The sequence below is a fragment of the Paenibacillus sp. YAE3 genome (assembly GCF_057546105.1).
Genome location: NZ_BAAIYF010000013.1, coordinates 1 through 12,541 on the forward strand (window position 1 = coordinate 1; position 12,541 = coordinate 12,541).

11 protein-coding genes and 1 pseudogene are annotated in these 12,541 nt (G+C 53.8%); 5 read left to right on the top strand and 7 right to left on the bottom strand.

The window, feature by feature from the left end:
* The 3 genes from AC27KL_RS22190 to AC27KL_RS22200 all read right to left on the bottom strand — a co-directional run.
* A partial coding sequence (locus AC27KL_RS22190) for a hypothetical protein (RefSeq protein WP_487171084.1) occupies positions 1–518 on the bottom strand: 518 nt, incomplete at its 3' end.
* A 331-nt stretch (positions 519–849) separates the two neighbouring features.
* Positions 850–1,266: a MerR family transcriptional regulator gene (locus AC27KL_RS22195; RefSeq protein ID WP_036706279.1), complete on the bottom strand. Its 417-nt coding sequence runs from the start codon at positions 1,264–1,266 to the stop codon at positions 850–852.
* Between the two features lie 176 nt (positions 1,267–1,442).
* Entirely contained in the window at positions 1,443–2,384 is a 942-nt protein-coding gene (locus AC27KL_RS22200) for an aldo/keto reductase family protein (RefSeq protein ID WP_487171203.1), read from the bottom strand.
* 141 nt (positions 2,385–2,525) lie between these two features.
* On the opposite strand from AC27KL_RS22200, the gene AC27KL_RS22205 reads away from it, so the two are divergent.
* Together AC27KL_RS22205 and AC27KL_RS22210 are read left to right on the top strand one after the other, a co-directional pair.
* The gene (locus AC27KL_RS22205; protein ID WP_487171085.1) at positions 2,526–4,082 is read left to right on the top strand and encodes an FAD-dependent oxidoreductase; all 1,557 of its coding nucleotides are present in this window, start codon (positions 2,526–2,528) and stop codon (positions 4,080–4,082) included.
* A gap of 196 nt (positions 4,083–4,278) precedes the next feature.
* Positions 4,279–4,947, top strand: coding sequence for a hypothetical protein (locus AC27KL_RS22210; RefSeq protein ID WP_487171086.1), 669 nt, complete (start codon positions 4,279–4,281; stop codon positions 4,945–4,947).
* Positions 4,948–4,993: 46 nt separating this feature from the next.
* Here AC27KL_RS22210 and AC27KL_RS22215 read toward each other — a convergent pair whose 3' ends face one another.
* Together AC27KL_RS22215 and AC27KL_RS22220 are read right to left on the bottom strand one after the other, a co-directional pair.
* Positions 4,994–6,082 carry a nitric oxide synthase oxygenase gene (locus AC27KL_RS22215; protein WP_487171087.1) on the bottom strand — a complete coding sequence of 363 codons (1,089 nt, stop codon included), beginning with the start codon at positions 6,080–6,082 and terminating at the stop codon, positions 4,994–4,996.
* A gap of 110 nt (positions 6,083–6,192) precedes the next feature.
* On the bottom strand, positions 6,193–8,412 hold the full coding sequence (locus AC27KL_RS22220) for an MMPL family transporter (RefSeq protein WP_487171088.1): 2,220 nt from the start codon (positions 8,410–8,412) through the stop codon (positions 6,193–6,195).
* A 163-nt stretch (positions 8,413–8,575) separates the two neighbouring features.
* Between AC27KL_RS22220 and AC27KL_RS22225 the strand changes: the two genes are divergently transcribed.
* Together AC27KL_RS22225 and AC27KL_RS22230 are read left to right on the top strand one after the other, a co-directional pair.
* Entirely contained in the window at positions 8,576–9,235 is a 660-nt protein-coding gene (locus AC27KL_RS22225; protein ID WP_487171089.1) for a TetR/AcrR family transcriptional regulator, read from the top strand.
* An 82-nt stretch (positions 9,236–9,317) separates the two neighbouring features.
* A complete protein-coding gene (locus AC27KL_RS22230) occupies positions 9,318–9,755 on the top strand; it encodes a ferritin-like domain-containing protein (RefSeq protein WP_339322608.1) in 438 nt (145 codons plus the stop codon).
* A 55-nt stretch (positions 9,756–9,810) separates the two neighbouring features.
* Here AC27KL_RS22230 and AC27KL_RS22235 read toward each other — a convergent pair whose 3' ends face one another.
* Positions 9,811–10,281 (bottom strand): hypothetical protein, encoded by a 471-nt coding sequence (locus AC27KL_RS22235; RefSeq protein WP_487171090.1) that lies wholly within the window; start codon positions 10,279–10,281, stop codon positions 9,811–9,813.
* 87 nt (positions 10,282–10,368) lie between these two features.
* Positions 10,369–11,919, bottom strand: a complete 1,551-nt coding sequence (locus tag AC27KL_RS22240; RefSeq protein ID WP_341000411.1) for an MDR family MFS transporter — start codon at positions 11,917–11,919, stop codon at positions 10,369–10,371.
* Positions 11,920–12,068: 149 nt separating this feature from the next.
* On the opposite strand from AC27KL_RS22240, the pseudogene AC27KL_RS22245 reads away from it, so the two are divergent.
* A pseudogene (locus AC27KL_RS22245) lies at positions 12,069–12,354 on the top strand (IS3 family transposase); the annotation flags it as partial.
* Positions 12,355–12,541 lie beyond the last annotated feature (187 nt).

Genomic DNA, 12,541 nt, shown 5'->3' on the forward strand with positions numbered 1-12,541 from the left:
CGGATATTGTCGAGATTCAGCTCGATCGAGAGAACGCCTTTCCCGGACGGAGCCGCCTGCGAGATCGACACGGCCATCTTTCCGTTGGCTGCCTGGAATACCGGCGATACGACCGGCTTGTCCCCTTGCTTTAAAGACTGGATATACCAGTTCTGCTTCGTGACGTCATATTGCTGCGGCAGAGGATCTTCGGAAGCGCGGACGAAATAACCGCCCTCGATGCCCAGAACGACGTCCTTCACGTCGGAATGCATATCCATGTATTCACGCAGCTGCAGCTTCAGTTCCCCTCCCTTTCCGAGCGGATCGCCGATGGCCCGTTCCAAATGGGGCTGCTTCAGCAGATATTCGATATCGTTCATTTTCGCCTGGATGTTCTGGGAGATGATATTGTCGGCCGATTTCGTGCTTTCGAGCGCGCTGTTCATCAATTCCTTCGCATTTGCGTTTTTGGCGGATTGGTAGGATAGAATGCCGATCATGAAGCTGGGGACGAGCAAAACGATAAGATACGTCATGAATAGCTTTCTCTTAATGGAAATTGAAAATCGTTTCACAATGGCATTTTCCTTTCTGCATCATCAGGACTTAAGGCATGTAAACAACGACATACCAAGGACATAGTTATTTGGGCACTTCTTCATAATATATCGGAAAAGTACACAAATTTTTTTCAACTATTATCCAATTCATTGAGAATATTCTATCATCTTCCGCTTCATAGGCAAAGAGGCCCAGTTTCAAAATGTGAAGCCCAACAAAATTTTCGCAAAATAACATGACCTGTGCCCCCATTGGCTTTCCCTAAACGTAAAAAAGGACAACCCTCGTCGTTGGGCTGTCCTTTTTTCAGCTGCGTTTCGCCTTCGTGATCCGTCCGCTGAGATCCGCAAGCTCCTGCCTGACCTTGGTCATCTCCGCGATTTTGTAATCGACAAGTTCGAGCTGCTTGCTTACCGCCTGGGACATCTGCTCCAGCTCGGCTTGCCGCTGCGCCTCGTCCAGGGACGAGGAGGCGTTGCTCCGGTGCTTCATCACCTGGTCGTGGATCTGCAGAAACTCTTGGATTTCCTGAAGCGAGAAACCGAGAACTTTTTTGGCAAGAACGATATTTTTAAGCTGCTGGACATCTTCTTCCGTATATAATCGGATTCCTCCATCCGACCGCTCCGGCGATTTGATGAGGCCGATTTCCTCGTAATAGCGGATGGACCGTTTCGTTAATCCCGTTTCCTTGGCGACATCGTCGATTTTAAGCCATTCCAAGCCGTTCTCCCCCTAGGTAAAGGTATACTTCAAGTATATCGTTCCGTGGAGGCGAAAGCCAATTTTTCAACTGCTCAACGGTACGAAAAACAAAAAAAGAATGGCCGCCGCAGGCCATCCTTTTCGCTGCATCCACGCTTACGGCCGAGCCGCGTGAAGCCGTCTATATAATGGATTTATTTGGAAATGATTTGCTCGATTCGCTCCAGCGCTTCGGCGGGGATTTCAACGCCCGATGCCTTCACGTTTTCGGCGACCTGTTCCGGGCGGCTCGCGCCGATCAGCGCGCTGGCCACGTTCGGCTGGCGCAGCACCCAGGCGAGCGCAAGCTGGCTCATCTTGAGGCCAAGCTCGTCCGCTATGGCGCCGAGTTCCTGCACCTTCGCGATTTTCGCTTCGCTGATCTGCTCTTCCTTCCAGTTGAGCTTGGCGGCGCGGCTGCCTTCCGGCGCTTGTCCCGCCGTTTTGTATTTTCCCGTCAGCAGGCCCTGCGCAAGCGGCGAATACACGACTTGGCCGATCCCTTTGGCTTCGCCGAGCGGAATGACTTCCTTTTCGATGTCCCGGTTGAACATATTGTACACCGGCTGGTTCACGACGATCCGGTCCAGCAGGTAACGATCGGCCGTGCCGAGCGCCGCTTCCATTTGAGCCGCCGTCCACATGCTGACGCCGATATACAGCACCTTGCCTTGGCGCACCAGGTCGTCCATGGCCCGCAGCGTTTCTTCGATCGGCGTTTCCTCATGATAACGGTGGCAGTAATACAGGTCGACGTAATCATGGCCGAGGCGCTTCAGGCTCGCATGGCATTGCTCCATGATATGTTTTCTGGACAGCCCCATGTCGTTCGGGCCATCGCCCATTTTGCCGAATACCTTCGTCGCAAGGACATAGGATTCGCGCGGATACGCTTTCAACGTGTTGCCTAGCAGCTCCTCGGCCGCGCCGCGTTCGTATACGTTGGCCGTGTCAAAAAAATTGATGCCCAGATCGTAAGCCGTCTGAATCGCCTTGACCGCGTTCTCCTGCTCCACGTACCCCCCGTACGTCAGCCAGCTGCCCAAGCTGATTTCGCTTACCTTAAGCCCGCTTTTCCCCAGTCTCCGATACTTCATCGTCACAAGCAAAACCTCCCCGTCGGATTATTCTTCCTCCCATATTGTAAACAACCGCGGTTTCGATGGAAAGCGTGTCGGTTTCATTTCTGAAAAATATGGAAATAAATATGGTGTTGAATATGATGAGGAGGATACGCCATGCGTCAATCAGATTCCTTTTCCCGGCATTTGCCGCAGTTCCCTGAATCCCTGTGGAGAGCAACGACCGAATTGCCTTCCTTCCCGCGTTTGGACGAGGATATCGAGGTCGATGTCGCGATCGTCGGCGCGGGGATCGTCGGCATAACGACCGCCTACCTGCTGTCGAAGCAGGGGGTGAAGGTGGCCGTGCTGGAGGCAGGCGTCATTTTAAACGGCACGACCGGACATACCACGGCCAAAATTTCCGCCCAGCACGGAAAAATTTATGACGAACTGCTGAACCATTTCGGCAAAGAAAATGCGCAAATGTATTACAAAGCCAATATGGATGCCAAAGCGTTTATTTTGAACACGGCGAACGAGCTCGGCATCGAATGCGATCTCAGGCCGGAAAGCGCCTATATCTACGTCGAAAAAACCGATGACCTCCAAGGGTTGCAAAAAGAGTTCGACGCCTACATCAAACTCGGCATTCCCGGACAATGGAGGGACGAGCTCCCGATTCCGCTGAAGGTCAAAGGCGCGATCGAAATGCCTGACCAGGGCCAATTCCATCCGCTGCATTACTTAAAGCCGCTGGTCGAGGAAAGCGTGAAAAACGGCGCGAAGATTTATGAGCATACGACGATTACCCGGCTTGAAGACGACGGGCCTCCGTATACGCTCAGCGCTTATCACGGCAAAGCCAAGGTGCGCTGCCGCCGGATCGTGTCGGCTTCCCATTTCCCGTTTCTGGACAAAAAAGGGCTCTATTTCGCCCGGCTGCATGCCGTCCGTTCGTATGCCGTGGCATTCAGGCCGGAACGGCCGTTTCCCGGCGGCACGTACCTGAGCGTAGGAAACGCGACGCCCAAACGTTCTTTGCGTACCGCAAGCTACAACGGCGAGGATCTGATCATTGCCGGCGGGGAAAACCATAAGACGGGTCAAAGCATCCGCACTTATGAGCGCTATGAGCAGCTCGAAAAGTTCGGCTCGGAGCTGTTCGGCATCAAGGAAATTCCGTTCCGCTGGTCGGCGCAGGATTTGGAGACGCTCGACAAAGTGCCGTACATCGGGCAGCTGACCGAAGGCGACGACGGGATTTATGTCGCAACGGGCTTCTATAAATGGGGCATGACCCAAGGCACGTTGTCGGGCATGATTCTTTCCGATCTCATTGTAGGAAAGCCCAATCCTTATGCGCTGCTCTATAATCCTTCGCGCTTCAAAGCCGATCCGTCGGTCAAAAACGTGGTCGTTCAAAACGCGGACGTCGCCAAACATTTCATCGCGGGCAAGGTCGGCCTGATTCAGCGGAAAGCGGACGAACTTAAGCCCGGCGAAGGCGGCGTCATTTCCTATGACGGCCGGCGGGCCGGCGGCTACCGGGACGACGAAGGCAATCTGTATATCGTGGACACGACGTGCTCCCATATGGGCTGCGAAGTGGAGTGGAACGAAGGCGAGCGCAGCTGGGACTGCCCGTGCCACGGCTCGCGGTATACGTATGAGGGCGAAGTCATTGAAGGGCCGGCAACCAAACCTCTGGACAAGCTGGAAAAACGAATATAAGCGGCCATTCGGTCAATGTAAAGGAAAAGCGTTCTCCCTTGCCAAACGCGGCGGTCGGGAACGCTTTTTTATATTGGACGGGCTGTCTGCGGGCATACGTTAATTTCCACAGGCAACCTTTTTAGGAAAAATCCGTTTATGATGTATAAAAAGAAAAGCAGCGTTTCCTTCTAGGCTGCCAAAAAGGAGAAATAGGATGAAAAGCACCACATTCATTTTGCGGACGGCATTCGGCATCATCGCAGCCGCAGCCGCGCTGTCTTTAACCGCCTGCTCCGGTCAAAGCGCAAGCGAACCGCCCGCCGCCAAAACTTCGGGACAGCCGGTTTCCGAGCAAAAAGGCAATGCCGAGGCCGGCACCGTTGCCGAAAAGCAGAAAACGCCGGAAGAAGCCTTCTACGCCGCATATAAGGAAAGCTCGTCCGATCAGGAAAAAATCGAAAACATGATGAGCCGCATCACCGATTTGGATTGGAAAACGTATCGCGAGCTCCAAAAAGACGTTCCTCTGATGGACGAAACGCTGGGCTATCTTTACAAAAACCGCAGCAGGATTACACCCGAACATTACAAGGCGGTGTTCTCGGCCACCCGCAATCTGGACGGTGCAGGGAGCGAAAGTTACGCCGCCCTTGCAAGCGAACTGTTTTGGACGGACAAAAAAGCCGCGATCCAAGCTTTGTCCGGCATCGACGATCCGAATCGGCGGCAATCGGTCATCGGCTTGATCGCTTATGGCTTAAGCTACAAGGATGCCACACAGGTTCAAAAAGAGATCGAGGCTTGGCAAGCCGGCGCCGAACTGACTTCGGCCGAACAGCAAATCGTTCAAAGCTTGCTCGAGGCCGTCAAAGATCCTTATTAAAGATTCCCGGCCCATACATCTGCCCCGGTTTCATCCCCGTGTCGATCTAGTACGGCCGCTCCTGATAAAAGAAATTGGGATATACGATCGTATTGTCGTAAGATTGGTGAAAAATATGGGTCGTCGCCGGGGACACCGGCGGGATGAGCCAATTCCAGTACCCCGTCAGCTTCCGGCCGCATTGGGCCTCCCGCTGCTCGAACAATTGGAACTGGGCTGCCGCGGTATGGTGATCCACCATGCTGACGCCTGCCCGTTTGTACGAATGCAGCACGGCCACGTTCATTTCGACCAGCGCGCGGTCGCGCCAAAGCGAGGTTTCGCTTGCGGTTTTTAACCCCATCACCTCGGCCACCTGCGGCAAAACGTCGTAGCGGTTCGTATCCGCAAAATTGCGGGCCCCGATCTCCGTCGCCATATACCAGCCGTTAAAAGGCGCCGCCGTATAATGAATGCCGCCGATGACCAGCTCCATATCGGAGATGAGCGGCACGGCATACCAGCGCAGTCCCAACTCCCCGAAGGCGGGGTAATCGGGATGCGTCAGCGGAATCTCCAGCACCAGCTCATCCGGGATCGAGTACAGTTCCGGCTTCCGGCCCTCCGCCTGGATAACGAGAGGAAGGACGTCAAACCGCGTGCCTTTGCCCTGCCATCCCATCTTCAGGCATACGTCCGTAAACGGCACCGAAGCGGGGTCGCCGACGATCCCGACTTCCGTCCGGTACCCCGCATACCGGATCAGCTGGTGATTCCAGATGCGCACGCCGCTTCCCATCGGCCCCGCAGGCTTGAATACCGATATCGTCGGCACGATTTTGCCGCCGTTGGTCGCGGTCTCGATATGCTCCAGCAGCGCCGAGTGGATGTCGTCCGCATAGGCCAAATGCCGCTGGTCCCGCACCACCATCGAATCCCAGAACAGTCGGCCGATGCAGCGGTTGCTGTTGCGCCAAGCCATTTTGGCCCCATGCTCCAGCTCCTCGAACGTATGCCCGTAGGTACCGGTTAAACCGATTTCCTTTTTGATTTCCTCCAGCCTGCCGTCCGCTTCCTGCTCCGTTTTTCCAAGCTCGGCATAACAAACCCTTATAAAATCCTCCGCTTCCTGCAGCAGAACGTTACGATCCGTCATTTTCCATCATCCTTATGCTCCGTCTACTATGTGTTTGTACCTATTATAGCCTTGAAGAAGGCTGCAGGACCGCGGCAAACTTGATATCTTCGTGAACTTGCATCCCCGTTTTAAGCTTCCGTACGCACGGAACGCTCCTTCGCTTCGGCCGGTCTGGACGGCCAAAACGCAAATCGTCCCAGCAGAGCCGTAATCGCCGGCACCAGGAACGGACGGACGATAAACGTATCCAGCAGCACGCCCACCGCCGTAATGATGCCGAATTGGACGAGAACCTGGATCGGCAGCGACGCCAGCACCGCAAACGTTCCCGCCAAAATGAGCCCGGCGGAGGTGATGACCGAACCGGTCTCCCCGACCCCTTCCTTGATCGCCTGCTTGAAAGGCATCTCCTTTCGCTTTTTCCAAATGCTCGAAATCATAAAGATGTTATAGTCTTCGCCGAGCGCCACCAGGAACACGAACGAATAAAGCGGAATGGCGCTTTGGATGGCATCGGCTCCAAGGCCGTAATGGATAATGATCCAGCCGAGGCCCAGCGCCGAAAAATAAGACAAAATGACCGTCAGCACAAGGTAAACGGTAGCCGTCACCGAACGCAAATAGACCAGCAGAAGCAGCGTGATCATGCCGATCACCACCGGAATGATGACCATCGTATCCCGGTCTCCCGTCTCCCTCGTGTCGTATTGGGTCGCCGTTTGGCCGCTGATCCACACGCGGTCCGCCGGCGAGGCGATTCCCGCTTCCTGCAGCGCTTGCTCCGCAATGCCGCGAAGCTCGGGGATGAGTTCGATCGCCTCCGGCGAATACGGATTCATGTTCAATTCGATATCGTAGGCGAGTATATCGGCGTTTTTTTCTCCTTGTTGCGGCTTGGACACGCTGCTGACAAAGGGCAGGCCTTTCAGTTTTTCGCCCAGCACATCCCCTTGGCCGCCGGTGTTCGCCATCAGCTTAACGGGCGCAAGCGTACCCGGGGAGAATTGTTTGCCGATCAGGTCGTATCCTTCCCGCGAAGCCATGTTTTTCGGGAAAGAAGACATGATGTCGTTGGTGAACTTCACTTGGCTTGAAAAGGCGGCGAGCCCTCCGAGGACGACCAGCGTGACGACGACGATCAGCCACGGTTTCGTGACGACCCAGCGTCCGGCAAAGCTCTCCTTTTTCGGCTTCGGAGCAGGAATAGCTCTGCCCTTCCGCCGGGCACGTGCTTCCTCCATCTCCGGCGTCCGCGGAACGAACGGATAAAACGAAGCGCGGCCAAAGACCGCCAGCAGCGCGGGAACCAGCGTCAAACTTGCGATGACCATCACCAGGATGGATACGCTGAACGGCACGGCAAAGCGGTGATAGGCGCCGTATTTGGCCAGCAATAGCGCAAACAGCGACAGCACCACGGTAAATCCGCTCATGGCGATGGCCCCGGAGGTTTCGCTAATGGCCCGGACCAGCGCCTTGCCTTTGCTTGCCTCCTCCTTCAGCAGATGGCGGAAATGAGAGATCAGGAACAGGCAGTAATCCGTCCCGGCGCCGAACAGGAGCACCGTCATGATCGACACCGCCTGCGAATCGACGGTAATCCAGCCTTTGGCCGCCATCAGGCCCAGCAGCGGGCTGATCGCTCCGTATGCAAAACCTACCGCTACGATCGGGATCAATGCCAAAATCGGAGAACGGTAAATCAGCAGCAAAATGACCAGGACCAACAGAACGGTCGCCATCATCAGCTTAAAGTCGGCGTTTTTGAACAGCCCGGACGCATCGATGGAAATGCCGACCGGACCCGTCACGCGGGCGCTGAGCTCGGTGCCAGAGTCCACCCCCGCCGCAAAGGGATCGGTTCCGAACGTTTTGGCCGCCTGCTCCTTCAGCTGCTCGGCCCCTTCCTTCAGCTGGTCGCTGCTCGCGGTGCTGCTGAAAAGAACGGGCGTCACCAGCGTGCTTCCATCTTTGGAGAGCTGCGCCGTCAGAGCCTGTGCAGGGACCTGATCCAGCGGCGGGACAAACTCTTGATAAGGGACAGGCGAAGCCCCGAGCCCGGCGTACAGCTGCTGGATCAGCCCGAGATCCTCGTTTTTGATGCCGCCTTCCCGATGCCAAACGATCAGGGCCGGAACGCTTGCGCTGCCGAATTGCTCCGCGGCGATCTTTTCCGCCTGAACGGACGGGGTGTCCTCCCGCAAATTGGCGGCGTTGTTTTTCACCTCTTTGTTGACCATCGGCCATAAAGCGCTAAGCACGACCACGACGATCATCCAAACCGCCAGCGTAACCCATTTGCTCCGTTTTCCGGCAACGAACCGCCCAAATCCCGATTTTTGTTCCATAATCTCCTCCTCACCCTGGTCCGGGCGTACATGGTATAGTGTGTGTATGTATGACCTTGAAGTGTTATGATTCATAGAGCATTCCCTTAAACCATACGCTCCTACAATAATTAAATATACCGGAAGGTTAATTATTGAACAAGCATTTTCAACGGAGGTAATCATGAACCATTCCGAGCAGCCAACCAAAACGAAACGTCCTCCCGGCCGTCCGAAACGGCAGGAACATGAAGAGGCGACCAGCGAGTTTATTTTGAAGACCGCTTCCGACCTGTTTATGGAATATGGTTATGAACCGATATCGCTGAAGCAAATTGCCGAAGCATGCGGGATCACCAAGGCAGCCATCTACTACCATTACGAAAATAAAGCGCAGCTCTTCACCGCGGCCGTCACGGCCATGATGGAGAGAGCGCGGAAGACGTCGGAGGAAATCATGCAGCAGCGGGACCTGCCGTTATACGACCGGCTTGTCATGTTGGCGGAACGCAAGCTTCGCTTCCCTCACGGCGATTTCGAGACCATCCTGCGCAAAGCGTCGGATGCGCTGACCAAAGAGCAGCTGGAACGCATCCGCCGGAGCGAGGAAAGCATTCATCACGTTCTGACGGTCAGCTTCACCGAAGCGATCCGGAAAGAAGAGGTCCGACCGCTGCATCCGCTGCTGATGGCCCATACGCTGGCCTCGATGCTGATGCTCGGCAACCGCGAGGTGGCCAATGACATTCAACCGTCGCCCCAGGAGCTTGCCCGCGACATCATCGAAATGTTCTGGAACGGCGTCGGCATGGAGCCCAAACCCCGCTCCGGCGAGCCTAAATAAAAAGCATCCGCTCAACCGAACCTCCTCCTCTTCGCTTGCATAAGGTATATTAGCCCATCAAGTTGGAGAGGAGACCAGTCCCTTGAATCTATACGGAGCCTACTACCGGCCCTCAACGAGTCCCGACGCCGCGCTGGCCGGAGATCTGATCAAAGCCATCAATGGCGAATTTAGCTCGGTAACCTGTTACGAGCAATTGGCGAAACTCGCCCCATCCGAGAATGCCAGAAAACGCATTTTGGAAATTCGCGACGACGAAGTGAGGCATCTGCGATTTTTCCAGCAAGCATACCGGCACCTGACCGGTCAAACCCATACCCCCGTTCAAACGGAGGCCTGCCCGAGGGAGTACAGGGAAGGTTTGATATCTTCGTTTCTCGATGAGCAGGAAACCGTGGATTTTTACTTGAAAATGTCCGACCGAGCACAGGATCCTGCCCTGAAGGACACGCTCCGCCGCATCGCCATGGATGAACAAAATCACGCCGTCTGGTTCCTGTACCTGTTAAATCAGGGTTAGGACGGAACCGAAAAAGAGGCTTTCCTCCGGGAAAGCCTCTTTCATTTAACATTCACTAGGCGATGTCGGCCTCCATCTCGGCCTGCTGAACCCGGCTGCGGTAAGCTTCGAGGGATTCGTCGATGATGCTGCTAAGCATGACCCTATCCGCCTCGGGAATCAGGGTCAGCGCGTAATTCCACGCATTCTCTTCAATTTGGAGAGCCGCCCGCATTCGCGTTCCTTCGCTGAGACGCATATCCTCCGTTAGTTCGCTCAACGAGGACAGATCCGGATCTGCCGCATGTCCAAGCTCATGGGCCAGCACAATCGCAAAATATTCCTCCACCCGTTCAAGGGAGCCGAACATCTGCATGCACTGCTCCTCGATCACCCCGGTATACATCGTAACGCTTCTGGAATGCATGCCGAACTTCCCGCCGACCAGACGCCCGCCATCAAAACGGGATTCAAGCCGAACGGCAACATCAACCTTCGACCGCTCCAGCAGCCGCCTAGCGATCTGATTTAAGCGTGAGATCTCCAATTCCCTATCTTTGTCCCCTTTTTCATCGAAATACACAATAGCCATTATAAGAGGAATCGGCAAGAATGCAACAAGTTAGCAAGCACTTTATGCCCCGGTTTGCAATTCCTCGGCTTCCTTAGGTTTGGAGGACAAGACCTCTTTCTTCAAAAACCAGCACAATATGAACACGATGATCATCGCGGCAAAGGAGTACATGTAGATATACTGGAACGACTCTACGAACATCGTTTTTACCGTCGTGACCAGATTTGACGGAAGATCTTTAGGGATCCCGCCTGCAGCCAAATCGTGCATATGTCCTTTGACGCTCTCAGGCAGCTGCGAGCCTAAGCTTCCTATTTTCGAAATGAGCGTCGACGATAAAAGATTGCCGAACAAACTTACCCCGATGGTAGCGCCAATCGTTTGAAATAAGGGGACAGTTGCCAAGGCAACCCCTGTGTGCTCTTTTTCAACAGATTCCTGTACAATCAAGTTATCGCTGCCGAACAGGACGCCCATGCCAAGGCCCGAGATCACGAAGAACATGATAATCTGCATGATGGTCGTATCCATATTGATATGCGAAAAGAAATAGAAGCCGATAACCGGCAGGATAAATCCGATGCCGAAAATTTCGCGGTAGCGAACCTTCGTCAACAAAAATCCGCAAACCATGGACGAAGCGACGGCGCCAACCATCATGGGCAGCTGCAAATAGCCGGATTCCGTCGGCGTGAGCCCTAACACATTTTGCCCGAAATACGGAAACGACGAGAAGGCACCCATGAGCCCAAGACCCACGATAAATACGATCATGGATAAAACCACTATATTGCGGTTCTTGAATAGATGCAGCGGAACGATCGGTTCCTTTACCTTGGACTCAACCCATACAAAGATTCCAAACAACGCAGCTCCTACGACGAGTATGCTTACAATAAGCGGTGAGTCCCAAGCATATCCGTTATTTTGAACGAGCACCGGCGTGATTAACAGCGATACGATCGAAGCGACCAATAGAATGGCCCCGCCCCAGTCGATAGCCACTTTCTTCGCCTGCTTCGACTCGCGAAGTCCGCTTGCCAAAAAGATCGCCGCAATCACTCCGACCGGGATGTTCACGAAAAAGATCCAATGCCAGCTCACTTGGTCGACGAAAAATCCGCCCATCAATGGTCCGAGCAGCATGGGAATAAACATGACCGGCCCCATCAAACCTTGCACTTTAGCACGCTGCTCCACCGGAAAGAGATCGCTTGATATCGTCATCGCTAGCGGCATCAAACCGCCGGCGCCGATCCCCTGTATGCCGCGCCCAACCAATAATAAGGTCATCGAATGCGATAAACCGCACACGATGGAGCCGCCGATAAATAAGGCCATGCATATTAAATAAACCTTTTTTCGGCCATACAGGTCCGCCAATTTCCCTAGAATCGGCATGAACGCCGACATCGCCAGCATGTAAATCCCGGCTACCCATCCATAGAGGGACAGTCCGCCGAGCTCGCGGATGATCGTCGGCATCGCGGTACTGACGACCGTTTCGTCTAATTCTGAAAATATAATTCCTATGAGTAGGCCGATCATGACAAGGACTTTGTGATTTTTCTTCTCCAGGGTCCCCTGACCGCCCTTTAACACATTTTCCATTTTGTATAGCTCCTTTCCTTTGGTACCACGATTATAAAAGAGCTATATGAACTGAATATGAACTGAAATATTTCAGAAAAAAAGGGGGCTCCCGGCTGCCCATAGACTGGACGTTTTGAAAAAAAGCTGTCTGGGCTATGGGTACTTAAGACCAGGGCAGCCACTATACAAGCGCGACCTTTCAGAAACTGCTCAAGAAATACAAGCTCGGCCAGTCGATGTCCAGACGAGATAACTGTCGGGATAACGCCCCTCAGGAATCCTTCTTCGGTCATCTTAAAGACCATGTTGACCACCAAAGCTATACAACCTTAGAGAGCCCCAAACAGAAAGTATACCGATACATACGGTACTACAATAACCACAAATATCAGTGGGGACGTAAAAAAGATGACCCCTGTACAGTACAGGAATCATCTTTTAACCGCGGCTTAAAACCACAAGCCTTTTTTATAAGTGTCCTTGAAAAAGGGGACAGTTCAGGTCTTCCTCCGTCTTTTCACATCCAATTTTTCTGACTAGCCCCGATGGCCCAAGCCTCCACAATATTCTAACGGACCTCACAACCGCTAAGCGACTAAGAAAAGCCGGTTTAAAATTCTAACGGTTATCTCTGCGCTTA